The sequence below is a fragment of the Streptomyces sp. NPDC048604 genome (assembly GCF_043199435.1).
Classification (GTDB): Bacteria; Actinomycetota; Actinomycetes; order Streptomycetales; family Streptomycetaceae; genus Streptomyces.
Genome location: NZ_JBICVX010000001.1, coordinates 413,915 through 431,202, shown reverse-complemented (window position 1 = coordinate 431,202; position 17,288 = coordinate 413,915). Strand labels below are relative to the sequence as shown.

18 protein-coding genes, 1 tRNA gene and 1 pseudogene are annotated in these 17,288 nt (G+C 71.2%); 13 read left to right on the top strand and 7 right to left on the bottom strand.

Annotated elements, in window-relative coordinates; genetic code table 11:
• The first annotated feature begins 35 nt into the window (after positions 1-35).
• The 3 genes from ACGFMM_RS02130 (at position 36) to ACGFMM_RS02120 (ending at position 2,639) form a co-directional block, all read left to right on the top strand.
• Positions 36-611, top strand: coding sequence for a TerD family protein (locus tag ACGFMM_RS02130; RefSeq protein ID WP_393642251.1), 576 nt, complete (start codon positions 36-38; stop codon positions 609-611).
• A gap of 30 nt (positions 612-641) precedes the next feature.
• Entirely contained in the window at positions 642-1,790 is a 1,149-nt protein-coding gene (locus ACGFMM_RS02125) for a DUF475 domain-containing protein (RefSeq protein ID WP_393642249.1), read from the top strand.
• A gap of 111 nt (positions 1,791-1,901) precedes the next feature.
• Positions 1,902-2,639 (top strand): Tellurium resistance, encoded by a 738-nt coding sequence (locus tag ACGFMM_RS02120; RefSeq protein ID WP_393642247.1) that lies wholly within the window; start codon positions 1,902-1,904, stop codon positions 2,637-2,639.
• A 21-nt stretch (positions 2,640-2,660) separates the two neighbouring features.
• On the opposite strand, the gene ACGFMM_RS02115 is transcribed toward ACGFMM_RS02120, so the two are convergent.
• Positions 2,661-3,473: a TerD family protein gene (locus tag ACGFMM_RS02115; RefSeq protein ID WP_393642245.1), complete on the bottom strand. Its 813-nt coding sequence runs from the start codon at positions 3,471-3,473 to the stop codon at positions 2,661-2,663.
• Between the two features lie 190 nt (positions 3,474-3,663).
• Between ACGFMM_RS02115 and ACGFMM_RS02110 the strand changes: the two genes are divergently transcribed.
• Genes ACGFMM_RS02110 through ACGFMM_RS02100 form a run of 3 tightly spaced genes read left to right on the top strand, consistent with a single transcriptional unit; the run spans position 3,664 to position 8,147 of the window.
• Entirely contained in the window at positions 3,664-4,839 is a 1,176-nt protein-coding gene (locus tag ACGFMM_RS02110) for an HpcH/HpaI aldolase/citrate lyase family protein (RefSeq protein WP_393642243.1), read from the top strand.
• Between the two features lie 18 nt (positions 4,840-4,857).
• A complete protein-coding gene (locus ACGFMM_RS02105; RefSeq protein ID WP_393642242.1) occupies positions 4,858-7,275 on the top strand; it encodes a phosphoribosyltransferase in 2,418 nt (805 codons plus the stop codon).
• Positions 7,272-8,147 (top strand): HAD family hydrolase, encoded by an 876-nt coding sequence (locus ACGFMM_RS02100; protein WP_393642240.1) that lies wholly within the window; start codon positions 7,272-7,274, stop codon positions 8,145-8,147. The genes ACGFMM_RS02105 and ACGFMM_RS02100 overlap by 4 nt, the downstream gene beginning before the upstream one ends.
• Here the strand turns inward: ACGFMM_RS02100 and ACGFMM_RS02095 are convergent.
• On the bottom strand, positions 8,110-8,736 hold the full coding sequence (locus ACGFMM_RS02095; protein WP_393642238.1) for a DedA family protein: 627 nt from the start codon (positions 8,734-8,736) through the stop codon (positions 8,110-8,112). The two genes, ACGFMM_RS02100 and ACGFMM_RS02095, sit on opposite strands and share 38 nt — an antisense overlap.
• Positions 8,737-8,742: 6 nt before the next feature.
• Between ACGFMM_RS02095 and ACGFMM_RS02090 the strand changes: the two are divergent.
• Together ACGFMM_RS02090 and ACGFMM_RS02085 are read left to right on the top strand one after the other, a co-directional pair.
• Positions 8,743-9,573, top strand: a pseudogene (locus ACGFMM_RS02090) (histidine kinase); the annotation flags it as partial.
• 411 nt (positions 9,574-9,984) lie between these two features.
• The gene (locus tag ACGFMM_RS02085; RefSeq protein WP_393642793.1) at positions 9,985-10,641 is read left to right on the top strand and encodes a response regulator; all 657 of its coding nucleotides are present in this window, start codon (positions 9,985-9,987) and stop codon (positions 10,639-10,641) included.
• A gap of 53 nt (positions 10,642-10,694) precedes the next feature.
• On the opposite strand, the gene ACGFMM_RS02080 is transcribed toward ACGFMM_RS02085, so the two are convergent.
• The 3 genes from ACGFMM_RS02080 to ACGFMM_RS02070 all read right to left on the bottom strand — a co-directional run bounded on the left by ACGFMM_RS02080 (position 10,695) and on the right by ACGFMM_RS02070 (position 13,225).
• Positions 10,695-10,913, bottom strand: coding sequence for a zinc ribbon domain-containing protein (locus ACGFMM_RS02080; RefSeq protein WP_393642237.1), 219 nt, complete (start codon positions 10,911-10,913; stop codon positions 10,695-10,697).
• A gap of 115 nt (positions 10,914-11,028) precedes the next feature.
• Positions 11,029-12,336, bottom strand: a complete 1,308-nt coding sequence (locus tag ACGFMM_RS02075; protein ID WP_393642791.1) for a hypothetical protein — start codon at positions 12,334-12,336, stop codon at positions 11,029-11,031.
• A gap of 124 nt (positions 12,337-12,460) precedes the next feature.
• The gene (locus ACGFMM_RS02070; RefSeq protein ID WP_393642235.1) at positions 12,461-13,225 is read right to left on the bottom strand and encodes a DUF4097 domain-containing protein; all 765 of its coding nucleotides are present in this window, start codon (positions 13,223-13,225) and stop codon (positions 12,461-12,463) included.
• Between the two features lie 188 nt (positions 13,226-13,413).
• Between ACGFMM_RS02070 and ACGFMM_RS02065 the strand changes: the two genes are divergently transcribed.
• From ACGFMM_RS02065 to ACGFMM_RS02055, 3 genes are all read left to right on the top strand, one after another.
• Positions 13,414-13,485: transfer RNA gene (locus ACGFMM_RS02065), tRNA-Val, on the top strand.
• Between the two features lie 169 nt (positions 13,486-13,654).
• The gene (locus tag ACGFMM_RS02060) at positions 13,655-14,014 is read left to right on the top strand and encodes a hypothetical protein (protein WP_393642233.1); all 360 of its coding nucleotides are present in this window, start codon (positions 13,655-13,657) and stop codon (positions 14,012-14,014) included.
• A gap of 498 nt (positions 14,015-14,512) precedes the next feature.
• Positions 14,513-15,052: a hypothetical protein gene (locus tag ACGFMM_RS02055; RefSeq protein ID WP_393642232.1), complete on the top strand. Its 540-nt coding sequence runs from the start codon at positions 14,513-14,515 to the stop codon at positions 15,050-15,052.
• A 53-nt stretch (positions 15,053-15,105) separates the two neighbouring features.
• On the opposite strand, the gene ACGFMM_RS02050 is transcribed toward ACGFMM_RS02055, so the two are convergent.
• Positions 15,106-15,864, bottom strand: a complete 759-nt coding sequence (locus tag ACGFMM_RS02050) for a GntR family transcriptional regulator (RefSeq protein ID WP_393642230.1) — start codon at positions 15,862-15,864, stop codon at positions 15,106-15,108.
• Between the two features lie 235 nt (positions 15,865-16,099).
• Between ACGFMM_RS02050 and ACGFMM_RS02045 the strand changes: the two genes are divergently transcribed.
• Positions 16,100-16,342, top strand: a complete 243-nt coding sequence (locus ACGFMM_RS02045) for a hypothetical protein (protein ID WP_393642228.1) — start codon at positions 16,100-16,102, stop codon at positions 16,340-16,342.
• A gap of 56 nt (positions 16,343-16,398) precedes the next feature.
• Complete coding sequence (locus tag ACGFMM_RS02040) at positions 16,399-16,641, top strand: DUF2277 domain-containing protein (RefSeq protein WP_393642227.1); 243 nt, start codon at positions 16,399-16,401, stop codon at positions 16,639-16,641.
• Here the strand turns inward: ACGFMM_RS02040 and ACGFMM_RS02035 are convergent.
• Positions 16,607-17,224, bottom strand: coding sequence for a DedA family protein (locus ACGFMM_RS02035; protein WP_393642790.1), 618 nt, complete (start codon positions 17,222-17,224; stop codon positions 16,607-16,609). The genes ACGFMM_RS02040 and ACGFMM_RS02035 overlap by 35 nt on opposite strands.
• Between the last annotated feature and the right edge of the window lie 64 nt (positions 17,225-17,288).

The following is a 17,288-nucleotide window of genomic DNA, read 5'->3' as shown; positions in this document are numbered from 1 at the left end:
AGCGAGAGAACACCGAACCGGGGAGGACCATCGTCATGGGCGTCACGCTCGCCAAGGGAGGCAATGTCTCCCTCTCCAAGGCCGCACCCAATCTCACCCAGGTCCTCATCGGCCTCGGCTGGGACGCACGTTCCACCACGGGTGCGGACTTCGACCTCGACGCCAGCGCGCTGCTGTGCCAGTCGGGGCGCGTGCTCGGGGATGAGTACTTCATCTTCTACAACAACCTCAGGAGCCCCGAGGGCTCCGTGGAGCACACCGGTGACAACCTGACCGGTGAGGGCGACGGCGACGACGAGTCGCTCATCGTGGACCTGACGAAGGTTCCGCTGCACTGCGACAAGATCACCTTCCCGGTCTCGATCCACGAGGCCGACAACCGCGGTCAGACCTTCGGCCAGGTCAGCAATGCCTTCATCCGCGTGGTCAATCAGGCCGACGGTCAGGAACTCGCCCGCTACGACCTCTCCGAGGACGCGTCCACCGAGACTGCGATGATCTTCGGCGAGCTCTACCGCTACAACGGGGAATGGAAGTTCAGGGCGGTAGGACAGGGGTACGCGTCCGGACTGCGGGGCATCGCTCTAGACTTCGGGGTCAACGTTTCGTAAAGCCGCGTACTTATGACGATGGGGTAGACAGTGGTTCTGAAAACCTTCGGCTGGTCGTTCGCCGTCACGGCGCTCGGTCTGGTCGCAGCGGTGCTTTACGGGGGGTGGGAGGCGTTCGGGATCGTTGCGATCCTGTGCGTCCTCGAGATCTCGCTGTCCTTCGACAACGCGGTGGTCAACGCCGGAATCCTGAAGAAGATGAATGCCTTCTGGCAGAAGATCTTCCTCACGATCGGTGTGCTCATCGCCGTCTTCGGTATGCGACTGGTCTTCCCCGTCGTGATCGTCGCGATCAGCGCCAAGATCGGGCCCATCGAGGCCGTCGACCTCGCGCTCAACGACGCCGACCGCTATCAGGAACTCGTGACCGACGCGCACCCGTCGATCGCGGCCTTCGGCGGCATGTTCCTCCTGATGATCTTCCTCGACTTCATCTTCGAGGACCGCGACATCCAGTGGCTGCGCTGGATCGAGCGGCCGCTGGCCAAGCTCGGCAAGATCGACATGCTGTCGGTCTGCATCGCCCTGATCGTCCTCATGATCAGCGCCATGACCTTCGCGACCCACGCCCACCAGCACGGTGGCACGCACGTCGACAAGGCCCAGACGGTGCTGATCTCCGGCATCGCCGGTCTGATCACGTATCTCGTCGTCGGCGGTCTCTCCGGCTACTTCGAGAACAAGCTCGAGGAGGAGGAGGAGCGCGAGCACGAGGCCGAGGAAGAGGCCGCTCGCAGCGGCAAGAAGGTGACGGCCGTCCAGCTGGCCGGCAAGGCCGCCTTCTTCATGTTCCTCTACCTCGAGGTCCTCGACGCGTCGTTCTCCTTCGACGGTGTCATCGGCGCGTTCGCCATCACCAACGACATCGTCCTGATGGCGCTCGGCCTGGGCGTCGGCGCCATGTACGTCCGTTCGCTCACGGTCTACCTGGTCCGCCAGGGCACCCTCGACGACTACGTCTACCTGGAGCACGGCGCCCACTACGCCATCGGCGCGCTCGCCGTTCTCCTCCTGGTGACCATCCAGTACGAGATCCCCGAGGTCGTCACCGGCCTCATCGGTGTCGCGCTCATCGCCTGGTCCTTCTGGTCCTCCGTGCGCCGCAACAAGCGGCTGGCGGAGGCCGAGGGGGATGCCGACGCCCCGGGCGACAAGACCGAGGTGTCGTCCGGGGTGTGACACCCCGGACTCTGAGGAACGCTTCTCTGCGGGGCGGCCGGTGCACCCGGCCGCCCCGCGGCTCATGTCGGCAGCACGCAGGGCACGGCGGGACAGGTGGGGGTGGGAGGCATGGCCTTCTGGGACAGTCTGTGGCGGGGCGGCGCAGCCCAGTTCGACTCGGGCAACGCCGCGAGCAACGCGATCGAGCTGACCAAGCGGCGCCCGTCGGTCTCACTGACCAAGCAGGGCGCCGCCACCGGCAATCTGAGGGTCAACCTCTCCTGGCGGATGCGCACCTCGGACATCGAGGGCCGCTCCAAGCAGAGCGGCCGGCTGCTGCGGAACCCGTCCAAGCTCTTCAAGCCCGAGGTCGTCCAGGGCCACACCCAGGCCGCCGTCAACGTCGACCTGGACATCGGCTGCCTCTACGAACTCAGCGACGGCAGCAAGGGCGTCGTCCAGCCGCTCGGCGGCTACTTCGGCGACGTGAACGCCGCGCCGTACGTGAAGCTCAGCGGCGACGACCGGTTCGGCTCGCCCTCCGGCGAGACGATCTACGTCAACCTCGACCACAAGGACAAGATCAAGCGCCTGCTGTTCTTCGTCTACATCTACGACCAGACGCCGGCCTTCGACCGCACCCACGCCAAGATGACGCTCTACCCGAGCAACGGGCCGCGGATCGAGATCGAACTGGACGAGCGGGCTCCGCAGGCCCGCTCCTGCGCCGTGTTCAGAGTGGAGAACGTCAAGGACGAACTCATCGTGCGCCGGGAGGTCAAGTTCGTGTACGGATTCCAGGCCGAACTGGACCGGCTGTACGGCTGGGGACTCCAGTGGGGCCGCGGCTACAAGACGAAGGCCTGAGGCGTGACCGCCGAGCCGGCCTTACGGACGGACGAACTGCGGTCCCATGGGCGGCAGACGGAACTCCGGGGCCGGGCCGGGCGGCGCGGACGACGTGACCGGCTGCGGATATCCGTAGGCGGGGGCCGTGGCCGGAGCCGGGGGAGCCGTCGGGGGCGTGGCGGGCTGCGGCGGGATCGGGGTGTGCACCACGGTCGCGTCGGCGTCCCGGGCGGCCTGCGCCGGGGCGGGAGCGGTCTGCGGGGAAGCCGGTACGGAGCCCCCGGCGACCGGCTCCTCGGCCGACTCGTCCACCGAGATGCCGAACGCGGTCGCCAGACCGACCAGACCGGTCGGATAGCCCTGCCCCACCGCACGGAACTTCCAGCCCTCGCCGCGGCGGTACAGCTCGCCGCAGATGACGGCCGTCTCCTCGCCGGTCTCCGCCTTCACGTCGAACAGCGCCAGCGGCTCGCGGCCGGCGGAGCCCGCGTCGTACAGCAGGATCCGCAGGTCGCTCACCGAGCGGAACGTGCCGCCGTCCGAGGACGCGGCGATCACCACCTGGTCCACCGACGGGTCCAGCGCGCCCAGGTCGGCCTCGATCGTGTCGGTCAGCCCGTCGGCCTCACGCTTCTTCGGCAGCCGCCGCACCAGGCCCGAGGGATGGCGCGGCTGGTTGTAGAAGACGAAGTCCTCGTCCGTACGCACGCGCCCGTCCGGGCCGAGCAGCAGGGCGGAGGCATCCACGTCGGGGACCCCGGGGCCCGGGGTCCAGCGGAGCACGGCCCGTACGGCCGCGGTGTCGAGAGGGACGTTGGAGCCCTTCAGCATCGCGTGCGTCATGGTCGTCATCCTGCCTTCCCGCCTGCCCCTCGGACAACGCGGGGGGCTGTTCGCGGCGCGGCGACTACGCACACGGCAGGGGAGGGATACGGACGAGTTACCTGGATTTCATGCTCACGGGGAACTGTTGACACCCGCACCTACGTACTATTACCGGCCACATGTCGTCACGGCCACGGATGCCAGTCGGGGGAGATACATGCGTCATTTCGGGCACATCCCGTCCGCGTCGCGGGCTGGGCTGTTCCATCAGGAGCCGGCCGAGTTCACGGCCGACTCGCCCGCGCGCACGCTCGCCGTGGCCCTGGGCGCCACGCTCTACAGCCCGGCCACCCGCCCCAAACTCGCCGACGACGTGCGCAAACAGGCCGCGCGCGGCGTCGTCTCCATGGTGCTCTGCCTGGAGGACTCGATCGACGACCACGACGTGGAGGCCGCCGAGGCCAACCTCGTCCGGCAGTTCGCCGACCTGGCCGCAGCCGGCGCAGCCGATGGCGCGGAACCGCCGCTGCTGTTCATCCGGGTCCGTGAGCCCCGGCAGATACCCGACCTGGTGAACCGGCTCGGAGAAACCGTTCGGCTGCTCTCCGGATTCGTGCTGCCCAAGTTCACCGAGGAGCGCGGAGCGGCCTTCCTGGAGGCCCTCACCCTCGCGGAGAACGACTGCGGACGGCGTCTCTTCGCCATGCCCGTACTGGAATCCCCGCAGCTGCTCCACCTGGAGACCCGGGCCGACACCCTCGCCGGCATCGCCCGGATCGTCGACAAGTACCGCGACCGGGTCCTCGCCCTGCGGCTCGGCGTCACCGACTTCTGCTCCGCGTACGGACTGCGCCGCTCGCCCGACATGACCGCCTACGACGTCCAGCTCGTGGCCCATGTGATCGCCGACGTGGTCAATGTGCTGGGCCGCTCCGACGGCACCGGCTTCACCATCACCGGCCCCGTCTGGGAGTACTTCCGCGCCCAGGAGCGCATGTTCAAGCCGCAGCTGCGGCGCAGCCCCTTCCTGGAGGGGCGGGCCGAGGAACTGCGCACCGCGCTCATCGAACACGACCTCGACGGGCTGCTCCGCGAGATCGAGCTCGACCGCGCCAACGGCCTGCTCGGCAAGACCTGCATCCACCCGTCGCACGTGGTGCCGGTGCATGCGCTCTCCGTGGTCAGCCACGAGGAGTTCAGCGACGCCCAGGACATCCTGCGGCCCGAACGGGGCGGCGGCGGCGTGCTGCGCTCCGCGTACACGAACAAGATGAACGAAGTGAAGCCGCACCGCGCGTGGGCCGAACGAACCCTGCTGCGCGCCGAGGTCTTCGGCGTCGCCCGCGAGGACGTCGGCTTCGTGGAGCTGCTGACCGCCGGTCTGGCCGGCTGACGAAGGGTGAACGAGGACGTGGAGTGGACGGGAACGTGGGTCGCCGAGCGACTGGGCGTCGAACTGGTCGGAGACGGTGAGCTGCGGGACCTCCTCGGTCTGGCCCTGAGACGCAATCCGAAGCGGGCGCACCTGCTCGTCTCGAACGTCCTGGGCAAGCACGTCCCCCAGCGCCCCACGGTCGTGTACGGGTACGGGCACGCCCTCGGCGTACGCGCCGCGGAACTGCTCGGCCCGGCTGCGGCGGACGCCGTCGTCGTCGGCTACGCCGAGACCGCCACCGGCCTCGGCCACTCCGTCGCCGACGGCCTGGGCCAGGTCCCGTACCTGCACTCCACCCGCCGGCCCGTCGCCGGCGTGCACCGCGCCGGCGGCTTCGAGGAGTCCCACTCCCACGCCACCTCCCATCTGCTGCTCCCCGAGGACCCCAAGCTGCTGGCCGGACCCGGCCCGCTGGTCCTCGTCGACGACGAGTTCTCCACCGGCAACACCGTCCTCAACACCATCCGCGACCTGCACGCCCGCCACCCCCGCGACCGGTACGTGGTCGTCGCCCTGGTCGACATGCGCTCCGACGCCGACCTGGGCCGGCTGACCGCCTTCGGCGAGGAGGTCGGCGCCCGGATCGACCTCGTCACCGGCGCCCGCGGCACCGTCCGCCTCCCCGACGGCGTCCTCGCCAGGGGCCAGGAGCTGGTCGCCGCCCACGAGACCCCGACCGTCCCCGTCGCCCCTGCCGAGAACCCCGCCCGCCCCGCGCCCGTCCGGGTCGAGCTGGGCTGGCCGGCCGGCGTCCCCGACGGCGGCCGGCACGGCTTCACCCCCGCCCACCGGGCCCTCCTGGAGGCCGCCCTGCCGGACATGGCCACCCGCCTGTCCGCCGCACTGGCCCCGGCGACCACCGCCGGCGGCCGCCCGCCCCGCGTCCTCGTCCTCGGCAACGAGGAGCTGATGTACGCCCCGCTCCGCCTCGCCCACGCGCTGGAGCAGACCGGGGCCGACGTCTCCTACTCGACCACCACCCGTTCTCCCGTCCTCGCCGTCGACGACCCCGGCTACGCGATCCGCACCCGGCTCGTCTTCCCCGCCCACGACACGCCCGCCGACGGCCCGGGCGACCGCTACGCCTACAACGTCGCCGGCGCCGGCTTCGACGCCGTCGTCGCCGTCGTCGACTCCACCGCCGACACACCGGAACTCCACGGCCCCGACGGCCTGCTGGCCCGGCTCGGCGCGCACGTCCCGCACGTCGTGCTCGCCGTCGTCCCTTCCTACACCCCCCGAGGTGCCTCGATGCTGCCCGAGCCGCTGCGCGGTCCCGCCTTCTCCTCGTACGCCCCCGAGGAGGTCGGCTGGCTGCTGCAGGACCTCTCCGACGTCGAACTGGAAGCCCCCACCGAGGAGCGCGAGGAAGCCATCCAGAGCGGCGGCGCCCACTACGCCGAGTCCCTCCCCGTCGAGTACCAGCCCAGCGCCGAGTACCAGCGGCTCTTCCACACGGCCCTGGACGCCTCCGCCGTCCGTATCGCCCGCGCCGTCGGCACCGTCACCGAGACCGTCCTCGCCGAGAGGTCTGCCCGGCCCGTCCTCGTCTCCCTCGCCCGCGCCGGCACCCCCGTCGGCGTCCTGATGCGCCGCTGGGCCCAGCACCGCCACGGCCTCGACCTGCCCCACTACGCCGTCTCCATCGTCCGCGGCCGCGGCATCGACGCCAACGCCCTGCGCTGGCTCGCCGCCCACCACGACCCCGCCGACGTCGTCTTCGTCGACGGCTGGACCGGCAAGGGCGCCATCACCCGCGAACTCGCCGAGGCCCTGAAGGACTTCGAGGGCTTCGACCCGGAGATCGCCGTCCTCGCCGACCCCGGCTCCTGCGTCCGCACCTACGGCACCCGCGAGGACTTCCTCATCCCCTCCGCCTGCCTCAACTCCACTGTCTCCGGCCTGATATCCCGTACGGTGCTCCGCCCGGACCTGGTCGGCCCGGACGACTTCCACGGCGGCAAGTTCTACCGCGAACTCGCCGGCGCCGACGTCTCCAACGACTTCCTCGACACGGTCTCCGCCCACTTCGACGAGGTCGCCGACTCCGTCGACGCCGAGGTCAAGGAACTCCTCGCCGCCGACCGCACCCCCACCTGGGAGGGCTGGGCCGCCGTCGAGCGGATCAGCGAGGAGTACGGCATCCACGACGTCAACCTCGTCAAGCCCGGCGTCGGTGAGACCACCCGCGTCCTGCTGCGCCGCGTCCCCTGGAAGATCCTCGCCCAGCGCGACGCCGGCCCGGACCTCGACCACGTCCGTCTCCTCGCCGAACAGCGCGGGGTCCCCGTCGAAGAGGTCGACGAACTCCCCTACACCTGTGTCGGCCTGATCCACCCCCAGTTCACCAGGGGTGCGACAGGCGCCGACGGCAAGGCGGTGGTGTCCCAGTGACCACCGCCACCGTCCTCGTCGCCAGCGACCTCGACCGCACCCTCATTTACTCGTCCGCCGCGCTGGCCCTCGGCATGCCCGACGCCCAGGCGCCCCGGCTGCTCTGCGTCGAGGTCCACGAGAGCAAGCCCCTGTCCTATCTGACCGAGAGCGCCGCCGAGCTCCTCGAACAGCTCGCCGCCGACACCTACTTCGTCCCGACGACGACCCGCACCCGCAAGCAGTACCAGCGGATCCGTCTGCCCATCCCCACCCCCCAATACGCGATCTGCGCCAACGGCGGCCACCTCCTCGTCGACGGCGCCACCGACCACGACTGGCACGCCTCCGTCCTGCGCCGCCTCGATGCCGAATGCGCCCCGCTCGACGAGATCCGCGCCCGCTTCACCGACACCACCGACCCCTCCTGGGTGCGCAAGCACCGCGTCGCCGAAGACCTCTTCGCCTACCTCGTGGTGGAACGCGAGCTGATGCCCGAGGAGTGGCTGGAGGAATTCACCTCCTGGGCCGGCGAACGCGGCTGGACCGTCTCCCTCCAGGGCCGGAAGATCTACGCCGTCCCCAAGCCGCTCACCAAGAGCGCCGCCATGCGAGAGGTCGCCCGCCGCACCGGCGCCACGCTCACCCTCGCCGCCGGCGACTCGCTCCTCGACGCGGACCTGCTCCAGGCCGCCGACTGCGCCTGGCGCCCCGGCCACGGCGAACTCGCCGACGCCGACTGGACCGCACCCCACCTCGACGCACTCACCCACCGCGGCGTCGCGGCCGGCGAAGAGATCCTCCGCCGCTTCGGCACGACCGCCCGCACCCACCTCGCCTCCCTGCCCGGCCTGCTCAGCGACGCTGCCGACGCCCTCCCGGACCCGGCCTGACCAACCCGGTCAGACGTATCCCGACGAAACAGAGCACCGCGGCCACCGCCGCCACGAGCACCGCCTTCGAGTACACCGAGACAAGACCGGTGACTTGCTCCCAGTTGTCGCCCAGTGCGTGACCGGCGAGCACGAAGGCGGTGTTCCATATCGCGCTGCCCAGCGTCGTCAGCACCAGGAACAGTGGCAGTGGCATCCGCTCCACCCCGGCCGGCACCGAGATCAGACTGCGGAAGATCGGCACCATCCGGCCCAGGAACACGGCCTTCGCGCCGTGCCGGACGAACCACGCCTCCGTGCGCTCGATGTCGCTCACCTTCACCAGCGGCAGCCGGGCGGCTATCCCCAGCGTCCGCTCCCGGCCCAGCAGCGCGCCCACCCCGTACAGCGCGAGCGCGCCCACGACCGAACCGGCCGTCGTCCACAACAACGCCGCGAGCAGCCCGATCCGGCCGGACGCCGAGGCGAACCCCGCCATCGGCAGGATCACTTCACTCGGAATAGGGGGAAAGAGGTTCTCCAGCGCGACCGCGATTCCCGCGCCGGGTGCGCCGAGTGTGTCCATGAGGCCGTTGATCCATTTCTCCATGCGTCCATGGTCGAATTCCGTGCCCGTCGGCGGACTGCGGAAAGCCACACAGCTTTCTGCGGTTTTCCGCAGTACGCGCTCCCGTCCTCCGCCGCTAGCGTGGCGATCATGAAACGACTGGCTCTGAAGTGCGCGAGAAACGCGGTCGGGCTGGGCATCGGAGTCGGCAGCGCCGTCGTCGAGCTGCTGTGCGCGGTGCTCACGGGCGTCCTGCTGCTCACGCTGCTCGCCTGGCCGAGCGGCCGGCGCGCGGCGCTGCGCCCGGCGGCCGCCGCGGCCCGCTGGTTCGTGCGCTTCGAGGCCGGCCGGCTGGAGCGGTTCCACGACCTGGCGCTGCCGCCCGGATACGCGGGCGCGCACGAGGACGGGGACGCGCAGGTCCTGCGCTATCTCGCGCTGCGCTGGCCGCTCGGACTCCTCGGCGGCACCGTCCTCCTCGTCGGCGCGTACGGGGCGGGCCTCGGCGTCTTCGCGCTCGTGGGCTGGATGTTCACCGAGATCGACCACCCCTGGCAGGTGGTGCTGAGCGGCTTCCTGGGACTGTTCATGCTCTTCCTCGCCACGCAGGGGATATTCGGGGTCACCACGCTCGAGGAGCACCTGGCGGTGCGTCTCGTCGGGCCCGACCAGCACGAGCTGGAGCGCCGGATCGAGCAGCTCGCCGCCAGCCGCTCCGGCGTCGTGGACGCCATCCACGACGAACGCCGACGCATCGAGCGCGATCTGCACGACGGTGTCCAGCAGCGGCTCGTGGCGCTGGGGATGCTGCTGGGCAGAGCCAGACGCAGCCGGGATCCTGAGCTGGCCGCGGAGCTGCTGGTCCAGGCCCATGAGGAGAGCCGGCGCGCTCTGGTGGAGCTGCGCGAGGTGGCCTGGCGCGTCCATCCGGCCGTCCTGGACGAGGCAGGGCTGAAGGCCGCGCTGGAGTCCGTCGCCGAACGCAGCCCGGTGCCGGTGCAGTTGACGTACCGGGTCGGGCGGCCGTTGAACAAGCAGGTGGAGACGGTGGCGTACTTCATCGTCTCCGAGTGCGTCACCAACGTCGTGAAGCACGCGGGGGCGAACCGGATAGAGGTGTCGATCTCCGACGACGAGAAAGGAGACCTGATCGTGGGGGTGCGGGACGACGGGGCCGGTGGGGCGGATCCGCGCGGCGGCGGACTGACCGGGCTGGCCAGCCGGGTGGCGGCGCTGGACGGCGGGTTCACCGTCGACAGCCCGGCCGACGGCCGTGAGGGCGGAGCTGCCGTGCGCGTGATGCTGGCGGAGGACTCGACGCTGCTGAGGGAGGGGCTCGTGCGCCTGCTCGTCGAGGAGGGGCACGAGGTGCGGGCGGCCGTCGGCACGGCGGTGGAGCTCGTGGCGGCGGTGGCGGCCGACCCGCCCGACGTGGTCGTCGCGGATGTGCGGATGCCGCCGACGCACACCGACGAAGGGCTGCGGGCGGCGCTGGAGATCCGCCGGCGCTGGCCGTCCGTGGGCGTCCTCGTCCTCTCGCAGTATGTGGAGAAGAGATACGCGACGGAGCTGCTCACCGGGGAGGTGGCGGACGCGGGAGCGGTCGGGTATCTGCTGAAGGACCGGGTGGCGCAGGTGGACGAGTTCCTGGACGCGCTGGAGCGGGTGGGGGAGGGCCGGACGGCCTTCGACTCGGAGGTCGTGAGCCGGCTCCTCGCCCGGTCCACGCACACCGACCCGCTCGCCGGACTCACGACCCGCGAGCGAGACGTGCTGGCGGCGATGGCCCAGGGCCACACCAACGCCTCCCTCGCCAGCCGGCTCCACATCTCGCAGAGCGCCGTCGAGAAACACATCAACGCGATCTTCGACAAGCTGCAGCTGACGGGGACGACGGAGGGGTACAGCAGACGGGTGCTGGCGGTGCTGCGGTATCTGGGCGGCTGAGGGCGCGGGTGGGAGACCGGGCGGTCAGGGCGCGTCGGCGGGTCGGTGGCGGGTCAGCCGCAGCAGCCCCCGCCGCAGCAACCGCCGCCGGAGCCGGCGGCGGCGGGCGCGGGGCCCGACTTCGCCGAGCCGCCGACCGCGACGGCGGAGAGCAGCTTGACGGTGTCGGAGTGCCCGGAGGGGCAGTCGGCGGGGTCGCCGGACTCGGCCATCGGGCGGCTGAGCTCGAAGGTGTCGTCGCAGGTCCGGCAGCGGTATTCGTAACGAGGCATGCCGACCAGGCTAGCGGCCCGTCGCAGCCCGTCCCGCGTCATCATCGAAGGTGAGGGTGCGGGACTCCGGACGGGGAGCCCGTGCCCTCACCCCCGGCGCCCGCGGCCGGCCCCCTCACGCCCGGCCGGCGCCGCGTTCCTCGCGGATGAGCTCGACGACGTGGGCGGCGGTGGTGCGGACGGCTTCCAGTTCGGTGAGGAAGTGCCAGTAGTCGGGGTGGCGGCCCTCCAGGGCGGCGATGGCGTGGTCCAGACGGGCGACGGCCTCGTCGAGGGGGCGGGCGTGACGCGGGTCGGGGGTGTTGCGGCCGGCCATGGCGAGCCGCTGGGCGTCGCGGATGGTGAAGCGGGCCCGGTCGATCTCCTGCTGGGGGTCCTTGGCGACGGCGTTGAGGCGCTGCAGCCGGTCCCCGGCGGCGGAGACCTCCTCGTCCGTGGTGTTGAGCAGGGCGCGGACGGTGCTGAGCCGGCTGGTGGCGTCTGCCCAGCGCTGCTCCTCGCGGGCCTTCGCGGCCTCGCCGAGCTTGGCCTCCGCCTGGCGGAGGTGGTCGGCGGCCCGCTCGGGCACGTGCTGCAGGTCCTGCCAGCAGGCGGCGACGAAGCGCCGCCGCAGCTCGCTCAGGGCGGGCTCGACGCCGCCCGCCCGGGTGGTCAGGGCCTGGGCGCGGGTCCGCAGCGAGACGAGCCGGCGGTCGATCTCGGCGGCGCGCGCCGGGAGCCGTTCCGCCTCGGCCCGTACCGCCTCGGCGTCCCGCAGGACGCGGTCGGCGCGCTGGAGGGTCTCGGCCACGCCGTGCCGGCCCGCGCCCTCGTTGAGCCGGGTCAGCTCGGGCCCGAGCTGGGCGAGCCGGGTGGCCAGGTCGTCGGCCCGCATCCCGGACTCCCGCACCCCGTCCAGGGCGGCACCCGCGCCGCGGAGTGCCTGACGGGCCCGTTCGACGGCGGGGGCGAGCCGGGCGAGCTGGGTCTCCGCCTTGTCCAGGAGCGGTGCGAGGTTCTGCTCGAAGCGGTCGAGCTCGCCCTTGACCCGGACCAGCTCGTCCTTCGCGCGGTTCAGCTCGCCCTTGGCGCGCGCCGCGACCGAGGCCTCCAGGCCGTCGCGGTCGAGGTCGTGGGCGTCCACGGCCGTGATGTACGCATGGCTGACCTCGTCGATCCGCTGCCCCAGCGCGGAGAAGTCCGCCTCGGCCCGCCGGGCCTCCGGCGAGCCGTCCACGGCGGTGATCGTCTCGATCGAGATCCGCAGCCCGCGCTGCGCGGTGTCCAGCTCGTAGAACGCGGCGGCAGCCGCGTCCTTCGCCGCCTGGGCCTCCGCCCGCTGGCTCTCGGCACGTCCCCCGAACCAGCGGCGCGATGTGCCGCCGCCTCCGCCCGCGAACGTCGCGGGCAGCATCGCGACGGCCAGCAACGGCGCCCCGATCATCAGCCCCAGTACGGCACTCGTCGCACTGCCCCTCGCCTGGGTCGCCGCCACATCCCTCTCCCGTGCCGTGTCCGCCCTGCCCCGGTTCATTCTCCCACCAGGCAAGGACGAACACACGGGTCGTTCAGTTCGCCGTGTGCACGGCGACATCTCCGTTCTCGCTGCGCGCGGAGACCTTGTGGGCGCTGGCGCCGTCGGTGGGCACGTCGACGCTCACGTCCCCGTTGTCGCTGGAGGTCGTGACGGCGTACTGCGCGCCGCCGGGCAGCCGTATGTCCACGTCGCCGTTGTCGGCGTGCGCGTCCACCTTCTGCGGGGCGGTGCGGACGGCGAGGGTGACGTCGCCGTTCTCGCTCGCCGCGGTGAGGGTGCCGGGCGTGCCGCTCTCCAGGTGCAGGTCCCCGTTGTCGCTGCGCAACTCAAGCGGTCCGCGCTGGTCGCGCACCCGGACGTCGCCGTTGTCGCTGGTCACCGTCAGCGGCGCGGTGAAGCCGGAGGCCGTGACGTCCCCGTTCTCGTCCCGCACCGTGACCGCGACGCCGCGCGGCACGGTCACGGTGTGCCGGGCCCCGCAGTTGCTGGCCACGGCGTTGCACTTCACGCGCAGCACCAGCTTCGAGCCCTCCATCCGCCAGCTGGCCTCGGGCCCCTCCCCGAGGAACACCCACCCGCCGACCTGCCGGCTCACCCGGACTTCCGACACGTCGCCCGGCACCAGCTTCAGGTCCGAGTTGTCCGAGTCGATGGTGAGCATGTCTCCCTTGAACGCGAAGTTCTTCCGCTCGACCGGCGCCTCCTCGAAGTCGGCGCTGCCGCACCCGGTGACCCCGAGTGCGACGAACACGGCTCCACCGGCGGCGAGCAGTGTGCGGATGCGGTGTGCGGTCACGATGTCCCCCGTCTGACGCTTCTGACTGCCCCGTCAACGTAGCGGCCCGGCCCCCCGCCCCTCGATCCGGCCCACCACCGCATCCGTGGTGGGGTTAACCACAGCACCCGGCTCCCCGAGCCCGCCCCGTCCGTCTATCGGTTTGCCGGGCACACAGGGGAGCCATGTACGCTGTTGCCTCATTCCACGGGTGCGTAGCTCAGGGGTAGAGCGCTGCTCTTACAAAGCAGATGTCGGCGGTTCGAAACCGTCCGCGCCCACCGGTACGAAGGCCCCTCGTCGATCATGGCGAGGGGCCTTCGGCATCCGCCTCCGACAACCACGTCCATGATCGCGAAGCGCGCGAGACACGAGAGGCAGGGCCGTATGGCCGCCGGCCGGCATCAGCGGATACGACGTGCATTCATCGGCGCTGCGTGGGGAGGTGCGGTGACCTTCCTGCTGGCCTCCTGCTCCGGGTACTACCCGGTCCACGTCGACTCCGCTGATCGGCTGACGGGCGTGTGGACGGACTGGTCCGGGGCGACGGTCGAGTTCAAGGACGACGGCAGGTTCACAGCCACGGGCTTCGACAAGGAGGACATCGTCGGCTGGGGGTGCACCGGGTTCGCCGAACAGCAACAGGGAACCTGGTCTCCCGCCCCGTACAGCGAGGTCACCTTCGACGGCGTGGACTGCGAGGACATGAGCTTGGCCTTCTACGGCTCTCCGAGTTCCTTCGTCGCCTGCTTCACCAAGGACATGACTGCCGGCGGGTGCACGCACGAATTCAGCCGGCAGCAGAGCTGATCCGAGGTCGGCGGGCGAGTGGGGCCCGGTCGCCTTGATGTTCGGGGGCGGCCGGCGTTCGGCCTGCGGGCTGGTGACTGCGGGGAGAGACTGGAAGGGCCATCCGGTCTTTGTCTGGAGGGGTGATGAGCCCTCAACGGGAAGTCTCAGACGAGCTGAAGCAGGCGTACGCGTGGAATCGGGCTGATTTCGTCGACTTGGACGAGCGGCTGAGGGCGCTCCACGAGGTCGCGGCCGCGCGCGTGACGCAGGCCGGTGGGGAGCTGCCGCTGGAGGAGTTCCGGTGCCTTCTGTGCTCCTGCCCCGGCTATACGGGTGACCCGTCGATCCCCACGACCAGTTGTCTCTGCGGCGATCCTGCCCACACTCACTTTCCCGTATGACCTCACCGCCCTCGCGGCGTGAAGGGAACCGGGCGGGTGGGGGTGTCGTCCTCGGCTCCATTAGGGTTCTTGGGTTCTTGGGGATGTGGGGCGGGTTGGATGGAGGGGCTTCGGGGTGCTTTCTGAGGACCTCTGGGAGCGGCTGAACGCGCCGGGTTTCAAGGCGCGTGCGTACGAGGAGAGCGAGCTGCCCTGTCCGCTCGACTCGGACGTCGACGCCGCCCTGGCCGCGCTGACGGATCAGCGGGAGTTCGAGCTGCTGGCCCGCTACACCGCGAAGAACGCGGTCGGGATGTTCGGCATGTACGCAGCCCGGATGGCCTCCCTGGCCGTGCGGCTGAAGGAGCCGGAGCCCGTCGAGCGCGGGCTGCTCGCCTACTGTCTGGCGCACTACAGCTGCAACGGGAAGTTCTACTGGACCCCGCCGGGGCCGAGGCTGCTCCGTCGGGCGTGCGCCCTTCTCGAGGTCGACGCGGAGAAGTATTTCAAGGGCATTCCCGACCTGGTTCCCGAGTACAGCAGGAATGCCCTGTTCGCGTTTTTCGAGCAGGGCGGGGAGAGTTCCGGCGTCGAGGGGCTGCTGTACGTCGAGGGGGAGGACGACGGCGGTTTCCGGTTTCTCAGGAAGCCGTTCACGGCCGACTGGGACGGGTGAGTTTCCCGCGGTGAGCTGCTCACTGTGAGCTTCCCGCAGTGACCTGCCCGTTCCTATGCGTCGAAGTCGTATTCCAGGACGTACGAACCCGAGTCCAGCGTCATCTCGTTGAGCTCGACCGCCTGACCCTGCTCGGTGAACGCCGTGCGGCAGATCAGGATGACCGGTGTGCCCGCGCTCAGCGCCAGGCGTTCCGACTCGTCCGCCGTCGGCATCCGGCAGCGGATCTCCTCCCGGAAGTGCGCGGGCTTGCAGCCCAGTTCCGCGAGGCGGGCGTACATGCCGCCGGGGCCGGTGTCCGGGGTCGCGATGGGCGTGCCCGACGCGACCGATGCCGGGAGGTACGACACCGAGAGCAGTACCGGCTTGTCGTCCAGGACGAAGCGGCGGCTGCGTACGCAGAGCGGCGAACCGTCCGGTACTCCCAGCGCCTCCGCGAGCCGCGTCGGCGCCGGGGCCTCGGCGATCTCCAGCTGGTCCACGACCAGGTCCCGTTCCTCGATGTCGGCCGACCATACGGAGCGGCCCGTGCCCCAGTGGCCCTGCGCCAGCCTCGGGATGCCGCGCCGCCGGATCGGGCGGAACGCGCGGACGAAGACGCCGGCGCCCTTGCGTGCCTCGGCCAGGCCCTCGTCCCGGAGCACCGAGAGTGCCTGGCGGGCCGTCATCCGGGCCACGTCGTACGCCTCCATGAGGTCGTTCTCGCCCGGGAGACGGTCGCCGGGCCCGTACCGGCCCTCCTGGATCGAGGTCCTCAACTCGTCCGCGATCCGCCGGTACTTGGGCCGGCGGCCAGTGTCCTGGTCAGCCATGGGGGACCCACTCCCTTCGTCGGGGGACACCCTACGGCGCACTCCTGTGGCTCGGGGCACGCGTGTGCGCCGACGTGTGCGGTCGATCCATCCATCGGGGGACATCTCTAGAGAAACGTTGACAGGGAGGTGTCCCGGAGATTTTCTGGGTGTATCTCTGGAGATCCGCACCCCCGGCGCCCCGGAGGCGACGACGCAGGCCAGGGCGCACGGCGCGGGCCAGGACGGAGGGACCATGACGCACCACCCCCACCCCGGTCCCGGTCTGCCCGAGGTCGGCGACCTCGTCCGGGACGCCGCCACCGGCCGCGTCGGGTTCTACGTCGACAGCGTCGCGGGCCGGCTGCTGATCCGCCCGGTGCACGGCGGCTGCGAATGGGAGGCCGAGCCCGCCGACGTGGAACTCGCGACGCCGCTGAGGGAGTTGCGCGCCCGCGCCGCCGAGGCCAATGCCCGTAGCCGGGGCGACCTTCTCTGAGCGGGTCCGGTTCGGTCCTCGGGGCAGTTGTCAGCGCCCTGGAGCACACTGGAAGCATGTGCCGAAGCATCAAGACGCTCCGTCCGCCCGTCCTGCCCCACGAGGCCACCGAGGACGACATCCGGGCCGCCGCCCTCCAGTACGTCCGCAAGGTCTCCGGCTTCCGTGCGCCCGCCGCGCACAACCAGGAGGTCTTCGACCGGGCCGTCGACGAGATCGCCGATGCCACCCGCGCCCTCCTGGAGCACCTGGAGGTGCGCGGGCTCAGGAAGCCTGCGCCGGTGCCGGACGCCGTATGACGTAGCCGGCCAGCGTCCCGGCGAGGAACAGCGCCAGGACGGAGGCCGCCGCGCCCAGCCAGGTCGCGCCGAGCCACTGGCCGCCGGCGTAGCCGAGCCCCACGCTGTACGCCGCCCAGGCCACGCCCGCCAGGGCGGACCAGGGCAGGAAGTCCTGCACCGGACGGCCCGCCGCGCCCGCCGCCAGGGAGACCACCGAGCGCCCGGCGGGCACGAAGCGGGCGAGGACGACGAGGGCCCCGCCGCCGTGCGCCAGCGCGCTGCCGAGACGTTCCTGCGCGCTGCGCAGGCGGCGCGAACGCGCCAGTACACGGTCCAGGCCGCCCCGCCGGGCGATGCGGTACGCGCCGAGGTCGCCGAGCACCGACGCCGTGGCCGCGCACAGCAGCAGGGCGGGCACGGAGGGCACGGACGCGGCGGACGGGACGGCGGTCACCGTCGCCGCGGCGGCTGCGGCCGTCGCCGCCGTCACCACCAGGACGCCGCTCGGCAGCACCGGCAGGAACACGTCCAGCAGGATGGACGCGGAGATCGCCGCGTAGATCCACGGGCCCGCGGTGAGCGGCGCCAGGCTGTCGAGCAGGTTCACAGGCGTAGAGCGTACGCGCGGTGATCGCACGGCGACGCGGAACGGGCCGGAATCGCGC

Excerpts from the sequence above, each read along its gene's own strand:
- ACGFMM_RS02130 (WP_393642251.1), top strand. The coding sequence starts at position 36 with ATGGGCGTCACGCTCGCCAAGGGAGGCAATGTCTCCCTCTCCAAGGCC.
- ACGFMM_RS02120 (WP_393642247.1), top strand. The coding sequence starts at position 1,902 with ATGGCCTTCTGGGACAGTCTGTGGCGGGGCGGCGCAGCCCAGTTCGAC.
- ACGFMM_RS02115 (WP_393642245.1), bottom strand. The coding sequence starts at position 3,473 with ATGACGACCATGACGCACGCGATGCTGAAGGGCTCCAACGTCCCTCTC.
- ACGFMM_RS02110 (WP_393642243.1), top strand. The coding sequence starts at position 3,664 with ATGCGTCATTTCGGGCACATCCCGTCCGCGTCGCGGGCTGGGCTGTTC.
- ACGFMM_RS02095 (WP_393642238.1), bottom strand. The coding sequence starts at position 8,736 with ATGGAGAAATGGATCAACGGCCTCATGGACACACTCGGCGCACCCGGC.
- ACGFMM_RS02080 (WP_393642237.1), bottom strand. The coding sequence starts at position 10,913 with ATGCCTCGTTACGAATACCGCTGCCGGACCTGCGACGACACCTTCGAG.
- ACGFMM_RS02075 (WP_393642791.1), bottom strand. The coding sequence starts at position 12,336 with ATGATCGGGGCGCCGTTGCTGGCCGTCGCGATGCTGCCCGCGACGTTC.
- ACGFMM_RS02050 (WP_393642230.1), bottom strand. The coding sequence starts at position 15,864 with ATGGCTGACCAGGACACTGGCCGCCGGCCCAAGTACCGGCGGATCGCG.
- ACGFMM_RS02045 (WP_393642228.1), top strand. The coding sequence starts at position 16,100 with ATGACGCACCACCCCCACCCCGGTCCCGGTCTGCCCGAGGTCGGCGAC.
- ACGFMM_RS02040 (WP_393642227.1), top strand. The coding sequence starts at position 16,399 with ATGTGCCGAAGCATCAAGACGCTCCGTCCGCCCGTCCTGCCCCACGAG.